Genomic DNA, 18509 nt, shown 5'->3' on the forward strand with positions numbered 1-18509 from the left:
TCCTGGAAGCCGCGGCCTCAGCAGTGTCGAAGTCCGTTATCCGGGCCGCCGAGAGCCGAGTGTAGCAGCACATAAGGAAGCGGCCCGGCATGACGCACCGGACCGCTTCCTTATGGGGCGGTTAGAGATTGACCCGAGTTGCCGTTCCGGGGACGTAGACGGTTTTGCTGAAGTACTGCGGAGTGGTCTTGGTGAAGATCCACCAACCCTTGGTGCACCAGATGGTGCCAACGAACTGAACGTTCCGGCTGCCGTTGAGCAATTGGATGTTGGCAGAGTTGCCGCCCTTGACCTTGACAGCGGTGATACCTGGAACGGCGCCGAATTGCACAGTGCTGACCCAGCTGCCAGTCGAGCAGTTCCCGTTGCTGAAGCTCACCGTCACAGTGCGCCCGGCTGCTTCTGCCGGGGCAACGGCCATGCTACCGACCAGGACAGCGGTCGCTGCGGCGGTGGCCATCAGCCGCGTGGGTTTTCGAAGAGCGTTGAGGAATTTCACGATGTGTCCCCTTCATCCGACTGGGCGCACCCAGATGTGGCACCCGGGCCATATTCAAACAGGGTGTGAATCCTCGCGGCAATGCTTTGTGAATGACAGTTCCTGTCACGCCTCTTCAATCACAGGAGAGTCATTGCGCCACAGCAGTCACGACCTGAGCACAGCCGCACACATCACAACCATGACCAAGAATGTAGAGAATCGCGCGCGTGTCCAAGCCGGCATCAAGACAGGCGGACAGTTCGCCGCCGAAATGCGCTCGGAGCCCTCCGGCATCACCCTTACCGCGGAGCAGTCGCCGCTGGACAAGACCGCCGTCGGCATCGTCGGGGCGCTGGTTCGCGCCCGATCCAACATGGAAATGGGCACATGGCAGCGCCGACAGGACAAAGGTCGGTACGGGTACGAACACGAACCCCGGGACCCGGTTCCCGAGGTCCTGGTCGAACTGGACCGCCGCGCCAAATACTTCGAGACCCTGCCCCGGGAGGAGCAGGAAGCTGTGCTGGAACAGCTGAAGATGCAGCATCACCAGTACCTGCTCGAACCTGGCCAACAGCTGGGCAACGAAAAGGTACGACTCGCCGACAACCTGGACACCAGCGGCAACGTAGGGCTCGCCCTGGTCGCTCAGAAAGTCGTCGCCGATGCTGGCATCCCCGGTCCTGTGACCATGACCAAGATTGGGGACCGGACAGCCTTCACAGTCCAGGACGGCGCCATCCAGCACACCATCCATGTCGGAGCGAACTCGCTGGCGCTCTCAGCTACCCCGGCGGACGGGGAAGACTACCAGCGTGGTGACTGGTTCTCGCGGGCCTACATCAGCTCCTCCGGCGGCTACGTGTTCGAGACCACCCGACCCGAGGCCCTCCGCAGGGATTACGAGTCCTTCCGCGAATACGCCGTCATGATGGACGTCGTCGCCGACTCCTCTTTCAGGGATGCCGAAAACTCTGTGGGCGCACTGGACCGCGGCGCTCGGACCGCTGAACTCCGGGCCGACGGTGCCGAGTACGTACTGGACGTCTCCTCCGACGAACCGGCCCTCACGACGGAGGACGGGACGCCGCTGCACGCCGCCATGGTCCGCGGGTTCCTCGAGCACGTGGCAGCCCAGACCGGCCATGCGGACGGGGACGCGATGATCTCCAACCTGCGCGAAGTGTTCCGGGAGTCGGATCGGCGCCTGGTCCGCTGAGCGTGGCAGACTGGCCGCCGGCTACCCGGCGGCTAGTCTGGGCATGCCCGGGTGGGGAACTCGGGCATGCCGCACACATGAAGGACCATGAAGATCACCCGCTCCGCCGCCGCCAAGTCCCTGACCGTCCTGACCGGCGTGCTCCTCGCCTCCTCCCTGGCGGGCTGCAACGCCGCAAACCAGGTCGGCACCAAGGTCGCCGACGGGGTGCACAGCGCAGCCGCCGCCGCTTCCCAGCCTGCCGTTGCGGGAGCAGCGAACCCAGCCGAAACCGCGTTCGCCGTATCCCATCTGGCCACTATTCCGATCAAGGGCAAGGCCCCCAAGACCGGCTACAGCCGCGACCAGTTCGGCGCCGCCTGGTCGGACGTGGACCACAACGGCTGCGACACCCGCAACGACATCCTCCGCCGCGACCTCACCAATGTGACGTCCAAGGCCGGCACCAAGGATTGCGTCATCGCCTCCGGCACGCTGGCCGACAAGTACACCGGCAAAACCATCAACTTCACCCGTGGTGAGAACTCCTCCGACGTTCAGATCGACCACATCATCCCGCTTAGCCTGGCTTGGCAGACCGGCGCCCAGCAGATCAGTGCCGAACAGCGCCTTCAGCTCGCCAACGACCCGCTCAACCTGATGGCCGCCGACGGCCCCGCCAACCAGCAGAAGAGCGACAGCTCGGCAGATGCCTGGCTGCCGCCCAACAAGGCTTTCCGCTGCGAATACGTGACCCGGCAGACCGCGGTGAAGGCCAAGTACAAGCTGTGGATGACCCAGCCTGAGCATGACGCGATCGCCGGCATCCTCGCCACATGCAAGTAGTCGCTCCCGTTTCGTGTAACTTCAACTCCGGGGGACCGCGAGCACTCGTCGGACCTGCACTCCGAGAGAAAGTATTGCGATGAAGACATTCCGCAGTCTCATGCTGCCCGCTATGGCCCTTGGTGCCGCCCTGCTGCTGATCGCTTGTGGTGGCCCTCCCGCCGATGGGGGATCCTATAAGACTGCCACCGAACTGAAGGACGCACTGGTAAAGGCTGGCATCAGCTGTGATGACTGGGACCCGCATAACAAGTCGACACTGGCTGACACCTCCGGCTCCTGCGGCGAGGACTATGCGATCTCTGTCTACGACGACATGGAGAACTTGGCGATGTGGGTCGAAACCAACAAGGCGCTGAAAACCAATGGGGTTGCCGGCAAGAATTGGACTATTTCAGGCACCGACTCCAAGTCAGTGCACGACAAGCTTGGCGGAGAACTCCTCGGGCAGAAGTAGCTGCAGCGTAATGGGAGCCCCGTACCTCTTCGGTGCGGGGCTTTCTGCTGCCCAGCTTCAATGTCATAGCCTGCCCCTACTGTTTGCTGCGACTGGACTCCCCAGCCAGTTGCCGGCGGCGGAAAGGGTTACGACGTGATCGACTACAGCCATCCTGAGGCGTTTCCGCCGCCGGCAACCCCCATCTACCGGGAGTCCGTTGGAGCCCCGGTCAAACTCCCGGTGCGGGCTTCAAAGGCGAAGTCGGCGCTGCGGATTTCAGCCGGCGCCGCCTCCATCGCTGTCGGCTTCTGGGGCGGCAGTGCGGCGCTGGCGCTGAACTCCATGAGCTCTATGCTGGGTCCCCGCTTCGCGTGGCTCGGGTTCCTGCTCGGCTTCGCGGCGGTGTGCAGCGTCGTCACAGGTTTCGTGCAGATTGTCCGCCACCCCCGGAGGGACCTGCGCGCCCCGGCACTGTCGATCGCGTTCGCGTCCATCAACATCCTCGGCTACGCGGCCGTTTTCGTCGCCCTGCCCCTGGTAACCCCGATGCTTGGCGGTCTCCTCTTTTCCGCGCTCGGGATCATTGTCATTGCCCTCATGGCTGTCTTTGACGCCTGGCCGGAGCCGACCCCCTGACCTATCACTATCCCCGGGAACTACGGGGTCTACGCATGTGAATTTGAAGAGCAGTATCAAGACCGGAGGCGCAAGTGTTTTTCCTACCAACCCCTGACCGGCGAGGGCCGGACGAGCTGATCTTGTCCGCGACCGACATCGTTGCCGGTTCCGTCTGCGAGTTCGCGGCCGTCCGCAAGCTCGATGTCCTGCTGGGCCGGATCCCGGCGCCGGCCCTTGAAGATGATGCCATGGCCGGACTGACCGCAGCCCTGGGCGACAAGCACGAAGCCAAAGTCCTCGGGCTGCTCCGCGACGAGTTCGGTCCCTCGCGCGTCTATGAGGTCCGCCCGCCGCGCACCTTCGACCGGGCAGGGCTGGAGGCCCGGCACCGGGAAACCATACAGGCCCTGCGGGATGGCTTCGATGTGGTCTATCAAGGAACCTTCTTCGACGGCAGCTTCCACGGCCGTGCCGACTTCCTGATCCTGCAGGAGGACGGCACCTACGCGGTGTTCGACACGAAACTGGCCCGCAGCGCCAAGGCCGAGGCCCTCATGCAGTTGGCCGCTTACGCCGACCAGCTGCGCAGCGCCGGCGTCCCAGTGCACCGCGACGGCCACCTGATCCTGGGCACCGACGAGACAACGAGCCACCCGCTGCCGGAATCCGTTCCCGTGTTCAACGCCGCCCGGGACCGGCTCCGCGCCGTCCTGGAAGCCCACCGCCTTGGCACGCTCCCGTCCACTTGGGGCGACCCGCGGTGGGTATCCTGCCTGAAATGCCCGGACTGCAAAGCCGAGATGGAGGCAGCCGATGACCTGATGCTGGTGCGCCGGATGAACCGCTCCCGCCGGGCCAAGCTCATCCAGGCCGGCATCAAGACCATGTCCATGTTTGCCGCCGCGGACCTGCCCGACGTCGGCATCAAGATGGACCCGCTGTGGGCCGAGCTGCAGGACCAGGCGCGGCTGCAGACCGGGACCTGCGAGGTGGACGGCACCATCAACGGTGTCTCCTATGTCGTGCTGGAGAACCCGGCATTGGTCGCCCTGCCGAAACCGGACCCCGGCGACATCTTCTTCGACTTCGAAGGCGACCCGCTCTGGCAGGACCCCGGGACAGGACAATGGGGGATCGAGTACCTGTTCGGCCTGGTGGAGTTCACCGCCGATGGCCACGACTTCATCTCCTTCACCGCCCACTCCCTGGAAGAGGAACGCCAGGCGCTCATCGACTTCATCGACCATGTCACCGAACGCCGAGCGGTGTATCCCGGCCTGCACATCTACCACTACGCCCAGTACGAGGTCAGCGCCTTGCGCAAGCTGGCCCGCCGGCACGGGGTCATGGTGGACGAGGTGGAGGAGCTCGTCGAGACCGGGGTGCTGTTCGACCTGTACGAGGCAGTGAAAGGCTCCGTGAGGATCTCGGACCGGTCCTTCAGCATCAAGAAGCTGGAGCCGCTCTACATGCCGGCCGGCCGGATCGGCGTCACCAACGCCGTCGACTCCATGGTCCAGTACAGCGTGTACCGGGACGCCGTTGACCAGGGCCGGCTGGAGGCCGCCAAGTCGATTTTTTCGGCCATCAAGGACTATAACCACTACGATTGCCTGTCCACGTGGAAGCTACGGGACTGGCTGATCAACCTCACCAGGTAGTCCGCGAGCAGCGCCGCGCCGCCGCCGCCGCGGGGGTAGCCAGCCCGCAGTTGCTTAATGGTGTTGCACGAAATACCAGCCACGGACAAACAGATTTCGTGAGTCCCGTAGTCTGCGGGTCTGTGAGTCTGTGTCGGGCGGCGCCTCATACAAGTTTGCTCGGCTCTACCTGGATTCCGCACAACTAAGAAGAACCATGAGAGCACCGATGGAGACAGGACGTCGCCGATCTCAAGGATCCCAGCGTCTGTATTGGCCGCCCGCTGGCTGCCACTGGGACCCTACACGGACTCAGAGATGATTGATCCGCCTGAGATCCCAAAGGCGCCATGCCTCGCTGGTCATCAGGGTTGCCGCGCCCACCGCCCTGCCCAGCTCCTCGGCGGTAGTGGTGAAGCTGCGCAGCTCACCGCTGGTGGTCTTCGTCTTCTCTGTCTTGCGGACAAACACCGGCCAGGAGCGGCCGTGGGCTGCGGCGCTGGCGACCCGCCATTCGTAGGCGAGGGCGAAGCGCATCCACTGGTCACCGGGTTCGCCACCCCTGGTCAGGTGCTCCGCCGCGTCCCGCATCATGCTCGTAGCGTCCGAATCGATCTTCGGATACTCCTTCTGCAGCGCTCGGATGCGGGTGATCTCGACGGTCAGCCTGGCAGTCAGATCGCTCATCTCATCCATGATCCCCTGGCTGAAATTGGCCTTGGCGTACGCATCATTGGTGTAGTCCCACAGGAACTTCCGGTGCTGTGCCCGCTCGTCCTCGGCAATGGCCAGTGCCCGGGCCCGGCGGATTGCCCTGGTGGCGCCGCCCAGGACCCACACAGCCTGGGACGCTCCCAGAAGCGCCGCCCGCGCCGGGGTATAGAGCGAGGTGGGGCGCATTGTCAGCCCATCCTCACCCCGGAGGTCTGTCATGAGGGCCAGGTGATCTACCGCTGACAGCAGACCGGACCACGCTGCTGTCCGGACGGGGGCCGAGACGAGGCCCTTATCGTCGCCGGCGAGGGAGCTGCCGGGCTCGACAGCGTCGGGTGAGGCAATTCTCGGGGACCAGGCCAGCGCCGCATCAAAGCACCTCTCAATTCGTCCGGCCCACAGCTGCTCGCTTTCACCCATGCCATGAACTTACCGTGCGTCCGGGCGTCTCTCGGCGGCCGCCACCGGCACTTCTACGCATGTTCCTTTCTGGAGACACCATTCGGCTTGACCTAGGAAAGGCACCCGATGAAAAGAACTGCTTTCGCTGCAGCCTTGCTGGCGACCACCATGTTGACCAGCGGCTGCGCAGCCGAGGCCGTTACCGGTGCGGCCGCCGAACAGGCTGCCCAGGGCGGTTCTGGGCAGGTTTCCGGGGAAGTCAACGCCCTGCAGAAGTCCAAGGAGAGAATCGAAGCGAAGGCTTACGCTGCCCGGATCGTCGCCGAACATGAGTCGATGATGGCCGGTCAGGAATGGAACGTCACCGGGGCTGGCTGGAAGCCGGGCGCCGCGGTCGCCGTTGCCCTGACCAACGCGACAGGCACCACCGTGGGCGCACCGGTCCGCGTAGTGGCCGACGAGAAAGGCTGGATCCGCTCGACCGTCACCCCGCCCGAAGGCACCCCAACGGGGCCGTACACACTGGTGGCAACCGATCCGGCGGACGGGTCGGGCCCTCACACCGCCGCCGTGAACATCTTCTCGCAGTAGAACGCTGTACCGTCGCTGGAGAGGCGGTGAGGGAGACGCGCCAATCTACGCATGTCCCTAGAAGGCGGACGGACTGCGCGAGTCCCGGGATCCGTCCGCCCGCTAGTCCTCCTGCACTGCAGTGAGCTCTTCGACAGGCTGACCTTCCAGGGAGCTGTAGAACGACAGTATCTGCTCGACCTCGATGAGCCGCCCGCGGCCGCCAGGTCCTGTCCCGGCCCAGGCGTCCCGCCACGGGGTCTCACTCTTGACCACGGAGCTGAGGACGAATGGGCGAAGACCACCGTAGGCGCGGACCACTTCATCGATACTTTCCAGCTGGTCTTCGGTGAACACCTCCGGGTTTCCCGGGACTTCGCGGATGAGGAACACTTCGCGGTGGGTGGCCTGCAGCTCGGGGTTGACCAGTGCCCCAGGCGAAGAACTGCGCGTCGGTCAGCAACTCTTCGTCCCACACCAGGTGCCACGCCTGGGCGTAGAACGCCAGCTTGTGCAGGCGCATGGTCGTGATCTCTCCCGTGCGGGCCAGGATGGATGCGGCCAGGTCAAAGGCGGTGGCGGCGGGACGGGTTCCGTTGTCTTCCATCCGGGTCATGTGTGCGGACCCCGTGCGCCGGCTCACCGGTGAAACGCGCGGCCCGTGTCTACGCATGTTCCCCAGTGACCGCACCATTGGAGGAACCCCGTGCTGTACCCCGTACTGACTGTCATCGTGGGTTCCATTGTGGCGGTCATCTCGGCCGTCTCCCTGTTCCTCTGCGCCCGGGCCGGCGGGATCTTCGTCAACCAGGCCCGCTTCCTCGCCTCGGGGATCCTGCTGGCCCTGCACTTCCCGCTCACCCACCTCCTGGATGGTCTGATCCTGCCCTGGCTGGAGAAAATCGGACCCATCGACGGGAACTCCACCGCCTCCTACTGGGCCGCCACAGCACTGGTCGTAGCCGTCCAGCTCATCATCCTGCCCACAAGCCGGGAGCTGTACGGAACCTACCTGGCCGACCGACTGGCCCGCCGGGGTTAATCCGGGGGTGAAAAGCGCTGCGGTGAGGGCAACCGCCGACACCGCACACATACGGTGAGGTGACCAGCGACTGCCCTCGGCTCCCGGTCAACCGCGCACAGACCACCGTCGGATTTGTCCGCCGGTGGTTTTTCACTGCCCAGGCCCACCTGACCCATCATCGGAAGGCGCTGGCCGCCACGATTTGAGGAATCCCATGAGCAAGTCCGTCCGGCGACTGAGCACAGCCGTCACAGCCGGCGCCGCTTTGTCGGCCGTCGCCCTGTCCACCCTGATCAGCGGAACCGCCGCGCACGCCGCGGCCCCAGCCGCCTACCATGCACCCATGCAGGTCTCGGCATCGGGAACCTACACCGTCCGCCCCGGCGACACCCTGAGCGGGATCGCCGCACGCCACGGCATCAGCCTCGCCGCCATCTTCGCGGCCTACGGCATGGACATGCACACGATCATCTACCCCGGCCAGATCATCAATGTCGGCCCGGCCGCGCAGGCCCCCAGCAACCCCGCCCCGGCTGCCCCGGCCAACACCACCCCGGCCAGCGTGATCCTCAAGGCCGGTGACACCCTGAGCGCCATCGCAGCGCGCAACGGAGTGAGCCTGGCTGCGGTACTGGCCGCCAACAACCTGCAGATGCGCTCGATCATCTACCCGGGACAGAAGATCCTTCTCGCGACCTCAGCTGCTGCTCCGGCCGCCCCGGCGGCGCCGACGACCATCGCTCCAGCGGTCACCAGCATCACCCCGGCCGCCGGGACCACCTACGTTGTGAAGCCCGGGGACACGCTCTCGAAGATCGCCGCCGCCTACGGCGTCAGCCTCTCCTCGGTTCTCACCGGCAACGGGATGACCCTGAACACCATCATCTACCCCGGCCAGCGAATCACCGTGGGCGCCGCAGCACCGGCGGCGCCGGCAGCCCCCGTGAACACACCCGCCCCCGCGGCGGCACCCGCGCCGGCCACGTCCGGGAGCCCGTCCTCCGCACAGCTGAAAACCATGGTTGCCGACACGGCCCGCCGCATGGGAGTTGACCCGTCTCTGGCGCTGGCGTTCGCCATGCAGGAATCAGGGTTCCGGCAGAACGTCACCTCCTCGGCAGGGGCCATCGGCACCATGCAGGTCATGCCGACCTCCGGCGAATGGGCCTCCCAGCTCGTGGGCCGGCCCCTGGACCTGCGCAACGCCCAGGACAACATCACCGCCGGCGTGGCCATCATCGCCTCGCTCGTGCACACCAGCCCGAGCACCGAAATCGCGATCGCCTCCTACTACCAGGGGCAGTACTCGGTCATGCACCGTGGCATGTACGAGGACACCAAGGCGTACGTCGCTTCGGTCCTCAAGTACCAGCAGAGCTTCCGCTAAACGTCGAAGGCCCGGGCAGGGGAAGCGCCCGGGCCTGTGTCATGCCCGCGGTGAGAGCTACCCGCCTATCCGCACACATGAGGGACTATGACCTCAGCTTTGAGCACGCACCAGCCATCTACCGGTTTCATCCCGGATGACCTCGAAGGTCACCAGGTCGCTGGACGGGTTCCGCCCGAGCCGGGCCTGCAGTTGCCATACCTGGACGTCGATGCTCCTGGCTTCACCTGGCCGACCCATCCGCCGGTCGGTCTCCCACCAATTGCGCCGCTCGTACCAGCGGACCGGCTCGGCACCGACAACCCAGGTGCGCCCCTCGAGCTCAAACGAGACCGGAATGCCCTCCGGGTTCACAGTGACGTCGACGTCCCTCACGCGGACACCCCCGCGCCGACACTCGAAGCACTGCCTTCCCGGCGATCCCTGCGCCAGGCGCGCGCTGCAGGCCTTGAGGCGGCACAGCCTTTTACCCAGTCAATAGCCGTGACGCCGGCTGCTCCCTCGCCGGAGCCTCTGCCCGAGACCGCCGGAATTGCAGCCATGAGTCCACTGGACCTGTCCGATGAACTGGAAGTCGCGCTGCAGGCCGCTTTGGAAGAAGCGGAGCTCACTGCAGACCCCATGACACCTCCGTCTCGCCCGGACCGGAACGCCCCCGCTACAGCAGGTGCCGTCGCGGCGCCGGTCAGCACCGCACTCGTTGCCAGGGAAGCTGCCAAGGCGCCTGCCGTCTTGGATAGCGAGTACGTGGCCACTATCAAAGCGTATGGCCCATTCCCGGCGCTGCTGCCCGCAAGCCGGGACTTCCGCCCGCTGCTGGCCTTGTCTGTTGTCGGCGGGCTCCTCGGCCTGGACCGGTTTCACCTCGGAAAACCCGTGAGCGGATTCCTGAAGCTGGCCACCGCCGGCGGCGCCGGCATCTGGTGGATCGCCGACATCATCGCCATCCTCAACGGCCGGACTTTCGACAAGGCCGGGCACCGGTTCAGTGGGCAGGGGAAGCAGCTGGCCATCGCCTGGACACTGGTCGGCGTCCTGTTCGCCGGACTTGCGACTGTCGGCGTGACCGCCGCCATCCCGCCCGCCGCCGCCGCGGTGAACGCTGTCCGCGAGGCCGTCTTCCCGACCCCCGCCCCGGTCCCGACATGGGCGCCGCTGGCCGAGGGCCTGGAGCAAGTCCAGAGCCCCATTACGCTCAACATCACCGGTGAACGTCTCCGGTTCACGTACAACTTCCCGGCCGGGGCCTACGTGTACATCCAGAAGGCCGGCGACACGATGGTTCCTGCCACTGTCGTACTCCTCAAGGACAAGCCCTCCCAGGGAGCAACAGAACTGCCCGTGACACCTGGCTCGTACCAGCTCTTCGTCCGCGCCGAGGGCAACGGGTGGACCGCCAAGGTCGAAGAACTGCGCCTGAACGGCTAGGCGCCGGCGCTGTGATGTAGTTGCGGAATGGTTACTCAACTTACCCACACCCTCAGCACCATTGACCCGAACGAACAAGCGCAGCGGGGTGCCGACGCTGCCTGGGAATCAGCACGATGGGCATTCTGGACGTTCATTACCTCCGGGGTTATGACCCTCCTTACAGCAGGTCTTCTGGCTGGTGCCATTGTGGCCGCCTGGTACGCCAAGAAAACCTGGGAGGCTACCCGCGACGAACTCGGAAACTCGAATACTCAGCTGGCCCTCGCAAAAGAGGCTGATCTTCAAGCCGAAGCCCTCAACGTCTCCACTTGGCTCACGCTGGACCGCGAGACGCTCCTGGTGTTCGTAAGGAACGGGAACGGTGGTCCCGTGTACGACGTCCATTGCCGCGTCTGGGCCAAACCTGACGCAGCCAACACGTCGCCCAAGGTGGAAATCCATCACTGGCATCAGCTGGCCGTAGCGCCGGCTGCGGCGGATCCGGGCAAAGATAAGCGTTTTGAGCTGGGGCCTGACGCCTACGTCTACGGGGCGACACTCCCGGGCGGTGAAAGGCTTACCAGGAACCGGACCCCTGACGTCAAGATCGAATCCATGCAGGACTGGAAGATCTGGGACGGCAACCAATCGACTACGGGGTTGGCCGTGGAACTGAACTTCAGGGACTCCCGCGGCAAGCACTGGGCCCGGGCCTGGAACGGCGAGCTGACCGAAGACCAGGGCGCGGCTGCCGCCGCCGGTTAGAGCCACAGGCGCCGCCGCACACATATCCGGCATGAAGAAACGCGAAGATCTGGACATGGCCACCATCATTGACGAGGCCATCTCCAACTACCTTGATGGCCACAAGCTCACCGGCGCCGTACCGTTTGAGGACCTCCACCCTGAACAGCTGAAGCGAATGCGGAAAGCATTCTTGCCCGTGATCTGGAGCGCCATTCCGGGCATCCTGACGCAGCTGAACGCCAAGGTGATCACCGCCGAGGAAACCGAAGAGGAGATCCTGGCCGACTTCCAGGTGCCCGACACCCTCGAAGGGCTCGTCCAGTGAAACGAAACCTCATCGACAATGGCATCGCCCGGGCCCAGGACGGTTTCACTCTCACTGCCCGTGGACTGAGCGAAGACCTGGACGAAGGTGTCGCTTCGGTGGCGAACCGGGGTGTGGTGCAGCTGCATATTGAAGGGCCAAGCGGGTTCGTTCTGGACCTGGAGCTGGCGGGCGCCGAAGCGGAGAACCTGGTCCGCCCGATTGTCTCCGGCTCCGTCGAGCACGAAACCGAGGCCGACGTCGCGCGCCGTTACCTGCGGGACCACTCGGACCACATGTACCCGTACCAGATCGAGAGCCTGAAGAAGCAGGCCGGCATGGAGTACGACCAGGCCATTCTTGATGAAGCCATGCAGGCCATCACCGACTAAAACTACGCATGTTCCTGGGTGTAGTTCACAACAGGAAAGCCGGACGTGGAGATTGGCCTCAACACGTCCGGCTTTTCGCTTTCCCACCCGTCACGCCGGTAGTCAGAAGCCGGGCCCGGCGATCTCAGACGCCTGGCCCGGCTTCAAGGTGCCACCCAACACCTCTCCCGACAAGGCAAGATTAACAGAATGCATGCGTACATGGCACATTTTGCTCAATTAAAAGGGCGGGATTGGGCAGATTTACACCGGAATGCGGAGAAACTGCTCCGGATTGATCTCCTCTACCAGCTCCTGGCTGTACCCTGCCACCCCGTAGAACCTGTCATTGGCGAACAGGAACATGACCTCGGGGGAGTAGATCACCGTCAGCCGGAACACGGTCATGGCCGCCCCGCCGACACCGCCGAATGGTCCTGCAGTGGAACCAAACCACTGGTTCACCGAGCGGACACTCGTCAGCGCCGATGGGTCAAAGCCGTTCGGGAGGTTGGCCGGCTCGAGCTCGGCCAACACCTCCGCCGTCCGCTCAAGAACTGTAGGGGTCAGCAGGGCATCAATGGTTTCATCGACGAGAGTCGTCTTCGCGCTGCGCATGCTCAGGCCGCCTGGAGCTGGCTGGCGTACATGGCCACCGGTTCATCGAGCGGGAAAGCGTGACCGATGATCTGGGTAACGAGCAGCTGGTCCGCGCTGCTCCCAGGAATCGCTTCTACCGTGGCGCCGACGGTCAGCCCTTCCTGCTGGTCATAGAAGTCGGCTTCGACGACGGTGTAGGTCTTGGGTGCAGCCATGGGATTCTCCTTCAACGGGGTTCTGCGGTCGTACCTGATGTGTGCGGACACCGGTGGGCGCATCACCGGGGCTGGATCCCGGGCGTGCCGCACACATGGTTGCCGAATGCCCGCCCAACAGAACATGAAGCAAAGCATTTTCGGCCGCGTCGCCCAGCTAGCCAAAGCCAACATCAACGACCTCCTGGACCGCGCAGAGGATCCGCAGAAGATGCTGGACCAGATGGTCCGGGACTACTCGGAGAACATCACCGAGGCCGAGTCCGCCGTGGCAACCACGATCGGCAACCTCCGCATGGCCGAAGAGGACCACAACCGGGCCGTCAACGAAGCCGCGGACTGGGGCAACAAGGCCCTGGCCGCGTCCCGCAAGGCCGACGAGTTCCGTGCTGCGGGCAACAGCGTGGAGGCCGACAAGTTCGACAACCTCGCCAAGGTAGCGATCGGCCGGCAGATGACCGCCGAGTCCATGGCGAAGACCCAGGAACCGAACCTGGCCGCCCAGAACGAGGTCGTCGACAAGTTCAAGCAGGGCCTGGACCAGATGAAGGGCAAGCTGTCCGAGCTGACCGCCAAACGCAACGAGCTGGTCAACCGCTCCCGCGTTGCTGCTGCCCAGTCGCAGGTGAGCGACGCCCTCAAGTCCCTCGACGCCGCCGACCCGACCTCGACGCTGGGCGGGTTCGAGGACCGCATCCGCCGCGACGAAGCCACCGTCCGCGGCCGGCAGGAACTCGCCGCCTCATCCCTGGAGGCCCAGTTCGCGTCCCTGGAAGACCTCGGTGAGATGACCGAAGTGGAGGCCCGTCTCGCCGCACTCAAATCCGGCGGCGGTTCACAGAAGGCCATCACCTACTAGCAGGCCAGGTTCACAGCGCAGGCCCCGGAAGATTACCGGGGCCTGCGTTGTTTCGCCTCAGCCGCACACATTCCAGGCATGACCGTGATTCCGATGAACCGCCAGCCCAAAGGCGTCCCCGTCGGCGGCCAATTCGCCGCCACCGCCCACGCCGAACCTTCCGTCTCCCTGACCTCCGGCACCGCAGGCCGCCACGCAGCGTCCGCCACCCCGAACCGGCCCGTGCCCGAATCGCTGCTCATGGCGCACTTCCAGGACCCGAAGCTCATCCCTGACCTGGAATGGATGATTGAGCGCAGCGCCGATGCCGATGAGATGGAGCTTGACCACCGCTCGGAGATCTTCAGCGACCACGTCCCGAACCTGAACGTCGAGGAAGCCTACGGCTACTTCAATAAGGCCCGCCGTGAATTCGTCGAGGGCGGGGATTGGCGCGCAACCCTTGCCGAGTGCGCAGCCGCTGACACTACAGCGCACCCGGGCGGAACCCTGAAAGGCGACTACCAGCCGCCGATCGCCACCCACCAGGCCGGCTACATGGACGGCACTCTCACGACCGGGTCCAAGTACACCGGCTACCGGGACGCCACGGAGATCTGCAAGGACATCCGGGCGGACCTGAAGGCCGCTGTCGCAGCAAACTACCTGCCGGCCGCGCTAAAGTATTCGGTCAAGAACGACAAGTACTCGGGCGGACAGTCCATCACCGTCACCGTCCAGGGCGTATCGGACGAGGACCGGCTGGATCCCACGGAGTTGGACCACAACGGCGACCACAAAAAGATGCCGGAAGCCGTGGAGCTGGAGAAGCGGGTCGACGCCATCACCAACGCCTACAACCGGACCGACCGCGGCAACAATTACGACTACGCCAACGTTGCCTACTGGGGCCGCGCCGAAATCGAAACTGACTGGGCACGTGACTTCCGCGAATCCGAAGCGGCCAAACGCAAGGCCGCCCGCGACGCCAGGGTGAACGGATAGGACCACGATGACCACCATCACTCGACAGCCTAAAGGTATCCCCGCGGGTGGGCAGTTCGCCGCCACCGTCCACGCGGAGACCTCCGTCTCCCTGCGCCCCGCTGCGCGGGCCGCCCTGAACGAGGACGACATTCTGGCGGCCGTGGCCGCCCACGAGGGGCCCGGCGCCGTCCCCGGAGTCCGCCGGCGCATCGCGGAAACCACCACAGTGGGCGGGCGGGAGCTGTTCCTGCAACGTTGCGACGCCATGTACAACCCTGCGTCCCCGTACCGGATCGATCGCTCCATCTACGGCCCCACCCCTGAGCACTGTGACGCCCTCGCCGCACTGGGCTACGAGTCGGTGAACCAGTTCGACAGGGCAGGCACGAAGAACTTCCCCGGCCTCGGGGCCATCATCGACGGCGGCATCGGACCGGACCGGCTGGAGGTGCTCGGCAAGCTCAGCACCCACCAGCACCAGTGGTCCGCCTGGGAGAAGTCCGCCTACCTGAACGCACCGCTCGGCGACCTCGAAGCGGTCATCACCAACCAGGGGCTGTCCCGGGTCGACATGTACCTCGCCACCGTTGACCTGATGGGAAGCGAAGCGAAATCTGCCAGGGCACGCAAAGCCATCAGCATGGGCATCGGGGACCGCGGCCTCATCGAAGCGGACCAGTACGGGCTGGAGAATCTGAGAGACCTGCGCGACGCCCTTCCGGAGGCCAAGCGAACCACCTCGCAAATCGTTGGCCTCGCCCAGCGCGGCATTACCGGGCTCAGGTTGCGGACCTACGGTTCAAAGGCCTGTGAGACCTACTCCGGCAAAGAACTCGATGACGCCCTCGTTGCCCCAAAGACCATCCGCTCGTTCCTGAGCAGCGGGTTTTATCCCACCCTGGCCGACATGAAGGTACTGCACGATGCCGGATACACGACGGGCAACGACCTGAAAGCCGCCAGCCGCGCCCTGCGCACCACCGATACGAAGCTGCTGGCGGCGGCACGGAGGCACACCACCGGCGCCCAGATGGCCGTCTTTGCCCCCGCGACGGGACACGTCCTGCGCCCGGAGGATCCGAAGGCGATCGGCCGGCTCAATAAGCTCGGCATCGACCACCCAGACCAGCTCCGTCCCTGGGCGGCCGCCTGCCACGCCAGAGCCAACCGCTTTATCGACCGGGACCAGAGCATCCTGGCCATCCACGCCGACATCATAAAGGCCGGCATCACTCCTGAGCGCCTTGGCGCCATGACCAGGGCAGGCATCCCGGTCACCGATGCAGTCACGCACAAAAACACCCGCGACCTTTGGGCTGCAGGGGCCGAGTACCGGTCCGCCTGGGACGCCGACCAGGCCAGCAAGGTCGCGCGCCGCTGGGAAAGCAAGGCCACCCCCTGGGCCTACACCGAAGACACTTACCTTGAAGGAGCAGACGAGTGAACACCGTCGCCGACCGCATCCCGGCAGAACACCGGCTGCGGGTCACCACCTTGAACATCAACCACTCCCGGGACGAAGCTGAACGCCGCACCGGGCTGGCCTGCGACGAGCTCAGCGTCCTCAAACCCGCCGTCCTGTGCCTTCAGGAAGCCCGCTTCGAAGCAGATGGCAGCTCCCTGCAGCTGCGCACCATCACCGCCGAAACGGGCCTGGAGGTTGTGTCAGCCCGGACCCAGCACGGCCGAAATGACGGCGGCTATTCCGGCAACGCCGTGCTGTCCGTGCTCCCGACGATCGAATCAGGGCCCATCCACTTCGGAACCCCTGACTGCGGTCTCACCCTGGCTGACTACGCCGTCCTGCAGGCCGCCACCGGGCAGACCATCATCATCGTCTCCGCGCACCTCGCCTGGGGCGGCGACCAGGAAGGGACCCGCCTGACCCAAATGACCGCCATCGACCACGGCGTCCGGGCGCTGATGGACCGGTACGAGGGGCGCCACCCGGTCGCCATACTCGCCGGCGACTTCAACACGCTCCCGGGCAGCGACACAAACCGGTACCTCAAGGGCCAAGGCGCCGGCAGCGACGGCGGTTACACCTTCTGGACCGAGGCCTTCGCCGTTGCAGGAAACCCGGAGGAAGCAGCCACGGTCGTCGCTGCCAACCCCTGGGCCCAAAAAACAGCGCGTGGCGTCGGGATCGAATTCCCCGAAATGCTCCCCGACAGGCGCATCGACTACGTCTGGACATACGGTTGGGCCTATGGCCGGCCCGGCTGCCCCGTAGCGATGCAGCGGTCCTTCACCGACACCACCCGCTACGGCTACCCGGCCTCAGACCACTATGGACTCACTGTAGATCTCTGGACCCCACCCATCCTGGCGCCGGTCCCGGCAGAACTTCTGGCTGCCGACGACGGCCTGCTTTCCGACCAGCTGACCCTCGACCTGGAAGAGGCGGGCGCGCTCGTGTGACGCATCGGGCCCGGAAGGAAGATGGCGCCGCCGGAACGGCAGCCCTCGGTGACGCTTCTCAAAGTCGCCGCACACATGCAGGACAACGGTCCCCCGGAGTGCCCACCCACCTCCGGGGGACTGCCCCCAATCTTCTTTCCCAGGAAGCTTCACCAATGCCCTCGTCCGTGCTCACCAATGACCAGCTGCTCGAATCCCAGGACATCATTGCGCGGCTGCGCACATTCGCAGTCCGCGTCGCCGACCGACACGGTGCGGACAGCCCGGTCCTGACCGCGGGCAACGTCCTTGCAGTCATGGACGAGCCGGGCAAGCTGGCGGACCTTGAAGTGGAGGCGGGCCTGTGATCCCCGGCCTGGACTTCGTAGCGATCGACTTCGAGCTCGCCAACCCCAAGCACTCCTCCATCTGCCAAATCGGCCTCGTCAAAGTCCGTGACGGCGTCCTCGGCAAAACCCACACCCACTACGTGATGCCCCCGCCCGGGCACCAGAACTTCGGGCAACGCCAGATCGACGTCCATGGCATTACCCGGCGCATGATCGACGGCGCCGACGGCTGGGACCTCATGCTGCCCCGCCTGGAAGCCTTTGCCGGGGACCTGCCACTCGTGGCGCACAACGTCACCGCTGAGCGTTCCATGATCCGCCAGACCACCGAGGCCGCCGGCCTGGACCTGCCGGACTTCACGTACTACTGCACCCAGCGGGCAGCCCAGCTGCACATCCCCGACCAGGGCCCGTTCCGGCTCAACGTCCTGGTGGAACGGCTCGGACTGCCGCCGCTGCAGCACCACGACGCCGGGGAGGATGCCGCCGCCGCTGCACACCTGGCGGTCAAGCTCGCGCTAATCACCGGGATCTCCGACGTGCATGAGCTCTTCCCGGCAATGAAGCCGTCCCCGTCGGCCCGAAAGGCCTGGAAGAAATGAACGGCACCGTCATTCACCGGAAGTTGGTCCGGGACCTGATCCCTGACATCGTCACGGCAAAGGGCGGCACCGCGGTCACCCGCGTCATGGAGCCGGACGAATACCGTGCCGCGCTGCACACCAAGCTGGCCGAAGAGGCTGAGGAGCTCCTTGCTGCCGCTCCCGGCGAGAAGCTGGGGGAGCTGGCTGACCTGTTGGAGGTCCTTCAGGCCCTCGCCACCGTCGCCGGGCACACCCTCGATGAGGTCATCGGTGCTGCCGCCGCCAAGTCGGCGAAACGCGGCGGATTCGGCGGCCGGATCTGGCTGGAAGAGACCCAAGACTGACCGGACTTTCCTTTGGCCATATATACGCTCTAACCACTAT

Annotated in this window: 25 protein-coding genes; 19 read left to right on the forward strand and 6 right to left on the reverse strand. The window is 65.1% G+C overall.

Annotated features, from left to right (window positions below):
* Positions 1 to 121 precede the first annotated feature (121 nt).
* Positions 122 to 499, reverse strand: a complete 378-nt coding sequence (locus HMI59_RS22170; RefSeq protein WP_193594250.1) for a hypothetical protein — start codon at positions 497 to 499, stop codon at positions 122 to 124.
* Between the two features lie 181 nt (positions 500 to 680).
* Between HMI59_RS22170 and HMI59_RS22175 the strand changes: the two genes are divergently transcribed.
* The 5 genes from HMI59_RS22175 to HMI59_RS22195 all read left to right on the forward strand — a co-directional run bounded on the left by HMI59_RS22175 (position 681) and on the right by HMI59_RS22195 (position 5243).
* Positions 681 to 1700 (forward strand): hypothetical protein, encoded by a 1020-nt coding sequence (locus HMI59_RS22175; protein WP_227471712.1) that lies wholly within the window; start codon positions 681 to 683, stop codon positions 1698 to 1700.
* Positions 1701 to 1787: 87 nt separating this feature from the next.
* Positions 1788 to 2525 (forward strand): HNH endonuclease family protein, encoded by a 738-nt coding sequence (locus HMI59_RS22180; RefSeq protein WP_193594252.1) that lies wholly within the window; start codon positions 1788 to 1790, stop codon positions 2523 to 2525.
* A 79-nt stretch (positions 2526 to 2604) separates the two neighbouring features.
* Positions 2605 to 2982 (forward strand): hypothetical protein, encoded by a 378-nt coding sequence (locus HMI59_RS22185; RefSeq protein WP_193594253.1) that lies wholly within the window; start codon positions 2605 to 2607, stop codon positions 2980 to 2982.
* Between the two features lie 135 nt (positions 2983 to 3117).
* Positions 3118 to 3600 (forward strand): hypothetical protein, encoded by a 483-nt coding sequence (locus HMI59_RS22190; RefSeq protein WP_193594255.1) that lies wholly within the window; start codon positions 3118 to 3120, stop codon positions 3598 to 3600.
* 122 nt (positions 3601 to 3722) lie between these two features.
* Positions 3723 to 5243, forward strand: a complete 1521-nt coding sequence (locus HMI59_RS22195) for a TM0106 family RecB-like putative nuclease (RefSeq protein ID WP_193594256.1) — start codon at positions 3723 to 3725, stop codon at positions 5241 to 5243.
* A gap of 291 nt (positions 5244 to 5534) precedes the next feature.
* Here the strand turns inward: HMI59_RS22195 and HMI59_RS22200 are convergent, their stop codons facing one another.
* Complete coding sequence (locus HMI59_RS22200; protein ID WP_193594258.1) at positions 5535 to 6356, reverse strand: hypothetical protein; 822 nt, start codon at positions 6354 to 6356, stop codon at positions 5535 to 5537.
* A 108-nt stretch (positions 6357 to 6464) separates the two neighbouring features.
* Here HMI59_RS22200 and HMI59_RS22205 point away from each other — a divergent pair, with 108 nt between their 5' ends.
* Positions 6465 to 6929, forward strand: coding sequence for a hypothetical protein (locus HMI59_RS22205; RefSeq protein WP_193594260.1), 465 nt, complete (start codon positions 6465 to 6467; stop codon positions 6927 to 6929).
* Between the two features lie 102 nt (positions 6930 to 7031).
* Here HMI59_RS22205 and HMI59_RS22210 read toward each other — a convergent pair whose 3' ends face one another.
* Positions 7032 to 7301, reverse strand: coding sequence for a hypothetical protein (locus HMI59_RS22210; RefSeq protein WP_193594261.1), 270 nt, complete (start codon positions 7299 to 7301; stop codon positions 7032 to 7034).
* Between the two features lie 313 nt (positions 7302 to 7614).
* Between HMI59_RS22210 and HMI59_RS22215 the strand changes: the two genes are divergently transcribed.
* Positions 7615 to 7950 (forward strand): hypothetical protein, encoded by a 336-nt coding sequence (locus HMI59_RS22215; RefSeq protein ID WP_193594262.1) that lies wholly within the window; start codon positions 7615 to 7617, stop codon positions 7948 to 7950.
* A 196-nt stretch (positions 7951 to 8146) separates the two neighbouring features.
* The gene (locus HMI59_RS22220) at positions 8147 to 9319 is read left to right on the forward strand and encodes a LysM peptidoglycan-binding domain-containing protein (protein WP_193594264.1); all 1173 of its coding nucleotides are present in this window, start codon (positions 8147 to 8149) and stop codon (positions 9317 to 9319) included.
* 93 nt (positions 9320 to 9412) lie between these two features.
* Here HMI59_RS22220 and HMI59_RS25825 read toward each other — a convergent pair whose 3' ends face one another.
* Positions 9413 to 9694, reverse strand: a complete 282-nt coding sequence (locus HMI59_RS25825; RefSeq protein WP_227471713.1) for a hypothetical protein — start codon at positions 9692 to 9694, stop codon at positions 9413 to 9415.
* Positions 9695 to 9859: 165 nt separating this feature from the next.
* Between HMI59_RS25825 and HMI59_RS22225 the strand changes: the two genes are divergently transcribed.
* The 4 genes from HMI59_RS22225 to HMI59_RS22240 are packed head-to-tail and all read left to right on the forward strand — an operon-like array spanning position 9860 to position 12172.
* Complete coding sequence (locus HMI59_RS22225) at positions 9860 to 10747, forward strand: TM2 domain-containing protein (protein WP_227471714.1); 888 nt, start codon at positions 9860 to 9862, stop codon at positions 10745 to 10747.
* A 27-nt stretch (positions 10748 to 10774) separates the two neighbouring features.
* Positions 10775 to 11494: a hypothetical protein gene (locus tag HMI59_RS22230; RefSeq protein WP_193594267.1), complete on the forward strand. Its 720-nt coding sequence runs from the start codon at positions 10775 to 10777 to the stop codon at positions 11492 to 11494.
* A gap of 31 nt (positions 11495 to 11525) precedes the next feature.
* Positions 11526 to 11801 carry a hypothetical protein gene (locus HMI59_RS22235; RefSeq protein ID WP_193594269.1) on the forward strand — a complete coding sequence of 92 codons (276 nt, stop codon included), beginning with the start codon at positions 11526 to 11528 and terminating at the stop codon, positions 11799 to 11801.
* Positions 11798 to 12172, forward strand: a complete 375-nt coding sequence (locus HMI59_RS22240) for a hypothetical protein (RefSeq protein ID WP_193594270.1) — start codon at positions 11798 to 11800, stop codon at positions 12170 to 12172. The genes HMI59_RS22235 and HMI59_RS22240 overlap by 4 nt, the downstream gene beginning before the upstream one ends.
* Before the next feature lie 243 nt (positions 12173 to 12415).
* Here the strand turns inward: HMI59_RS22240 and HMI59_RS22245 are convergent, their stop codons facing one another.
* Together HMI59_RS22245 and HMI59_RS22250 are read right to left on the reverse strand one after the other, a co-directional pair.
* Entirely contained in the window at positions 12416 to 12769 is a 354-nt protein-coding gene (locus HMI59_RS22245; protein WP_193594272.1) for a hypothetical protein, read from the reverse strand.
* A gap of 2 nt (positions 12770 to 12771) precedes the next feature.
* Positions 12772 to 12966 (reverse strand): hypothetical protein, encoded by a 195-nt coding sequence (locus tag HMI59_RS22250; protein ID WP_193594274.1) that lies wholly within the window; start codon positions 12964 to 12966, stop codon positions 12772 to 12774.
* Between the two features lie 124 nt (positions 12967 to 13090).
* On the opposite strand from HMI59_RS22250, the gene HMI59_RS22255 reads away from it, so the two are divergent.
* The 7 genes from HMI59_RS22255 (at position 13091) to HMI59_RS22285 (ending at position 18469) form a co-directional block, all read left to right on the forward strand.
* Complete coding sequence (locus HMI59_RS22255; RefSeq protein WP_193594360.1) at positions 13091 to 13825, forward strand: PspA/IM30 family protein; 735 nt, start codon at positions 13091 to 13093, stop codon at positions 13823 to 13825.
* 78 nt (positions 13826 to 13903) lie between these two features.
* Positions 13904 to 14809: a hypothetical protein gene (locus tag HMI59_RS22260; protein ID WP_193594276.1), complete on the forward strand. Its 906-nt coding sequence runs from the start codon at positions 13904 to 13906 to the stop codon at positions 14807 to 14809.
* Between the two features lie 7 nt (positions 14810 to 14816).
* Positions 14817 to 16235: a hypothetical protein gene (locus HMI59_RS22265; RefSeq protein WP_193594278.1), complete on the forward strand. Its 1419-nt coding sequence runs from the start codon at positions 14817 to 14819 to the stop codon at positions 16233 to 16235.
* Entirely contained in the window at positions 16232 to 17212 is a 981-nt protein-coding gene (locus tag HMI59_RS22270; RefSeq protein WP_193594280.1) for an endonuclease/exonuclease/phosphatase family protein, read from the forward strand. Before HMI59_RS22265 ends, HMI59_RS22270 begins: the two co-directional genes overlap by 4 nt.
* 155 nt (positions 17213 to 17367) lie before the next feature.
* Positions 17368 to 17559 (forward strand): hypothetical protein, encoded by a 192-nt coding sequence (locus HMI59_RS22275; protein WP_193594282.1) that lies wholly within the window; start codon positions 17368 to 17370, stop codon positions 17557 to 17559.
* Positions 17556 to 18143: a 3'-5' exonuclease gene (locus HMI59_RS22280; protein ID WP_193594284.1), complete on the forward strand. Its 588-nt coding sequence runs from the start codon at positions 17556 to 17558 to the stop codon at positions 18141 to 18143. Before HMI59_RS22275 ends, HMI59_RS22280 begins: the two co-directional genes overlap by 4 nt.
* Positions 18140 to 18469, forward strand: coding sequence for a nucleoside triphosphate pyrophosphohydrolase (locus tag HMI59_RS22285; RefSeq protein ID WP_193594287.1), 330 nt, complete (start codon positions 18140 to 18142; stop codon positions 18467 to 18469). The genes HMI59_RS22280 and HMI59_RS22285 overlap by 4 nt, the downstream gene beginning before the upstream one ends.
* Positions 18470 to 18509 lie beyond the last annotated feature (40 nt).

Source organism: Paenarthrobacter sp. YJN-5, from assembly GCF_015040095.1.
Classification (GTDB): Bacteria; Actinomycetota; Actinomycetes; order Actinomycetales; family Micrococcaceae; genus Arthrobacter; species Arthrobacter ureafaciens.

Coding starts and splice junctions, on each gene's coding strand:
- HMI59_RS22175 (WP_227471712.1), top strand. CDS start 681: ATGACCAAGAATGTAGAGAATCGCGCGCGTGTCCAAGCCGGCATCAAG.
- HMI59_RS22180 (WP_193594252.1), top strand. CDS start 1,788: ATGAAGATCACCCGCTCCGCCGCCGCCAAGTCCCTGACCGTCCTGACC.
- HMI59_RS22185 (WP_193594253.1), top strand. CDS start 2,605: ATGAAGACATTCCGCAGTCTCATGCTGCCCGCTATGGCCCTTGGTGCC.
- HMI59_RS22200 (WP_193594258.1), bottom strand. CDS start 6,356: ATGGGTGAAAGCGAGCAGCTGTGGGCCGGACGAATTGAGAGGTGCTTT.
- HMI59_RS22205 (WP_193594260.1), top strand. CDS start 6,465: ATGAAAAGAACTGCTTTCGCTGCAGCCTTGCTGGCGACCACCATGTTG.
- HMI59_RS22220 (WP_193594264.1), top strand. CDS start 8,147: ATGAGCAAGTCCGTCCGGCGACTGAGCACAGCCGTCACAGCCGGCGCC.
- HMI59_RS22225 (WP_227471714.1), top strand. CDS start 9,860: ATGAGTCCACTGGACCTGTCCGATGAACTGGAAGTCGCGCTGCAGGCC.
- HMI59_RS22230 (WP_193594267.1), top strand. CDS start 10,775: ATGGTTACTCAACTTACCCACACCCTCAGCACCATTGACCCGAACGAA.
- HMI59_RS22235 (WP_193594269.1), top strand. CDS start 11,526: ATGAAGAAACGCGAAGATCTGGACATGGCCACCATCATTGACGAGGCC.
- HMI59_RS22245 (WP_193594272.1), bottom strand. CDS start 12,769: ATGCGCAGCGCGAAGACGACTCTCGTCGATGAAACCATTGATGCCCTG.
- HMI59_RS22250 (WP_193594274.1), bottom strand. CDS start 12,966: ATGGCTGCACCCAAGACCTACACCGTCGTCGAAGCCGACTTCTATGAC.
- HMI59_RS22255 (WP_193594360.1), top strand. CDS start 13,091: ATGAAGCAAAGCATTTTCGGCCGCGTCGCCCAGCTAGCCAAAGCCAAC.
- HMI59_RS22260 (WP_193594276.1), top strand. CDS start 13,904: ATGACCGTGATTCCGATGAACCGCCAGCCCAAAGGCGTCCCCGTCGGC.
- HMI59_RS22265 (WP_193594278.1), top strand. CDS start 14,817: ATGACCACCATCACTCGACAGCCTAAAGGTATCCCCGCGGGTGGGCAG.
- HMI59_RS22275 (WP_193594282.1), top strand. CDS start 17,368: ATGCCCTCGTCCGTGCTCACCAATGACCAGCTGCTCGAATCCCAGGAC.
- HMI59_RS22285 (WP_193594287.1), top strand. CDS start 18,140: ATGAACGGCACCGTCATTCACCGGAAGTTGGTCCGGGACCTGATCCCT.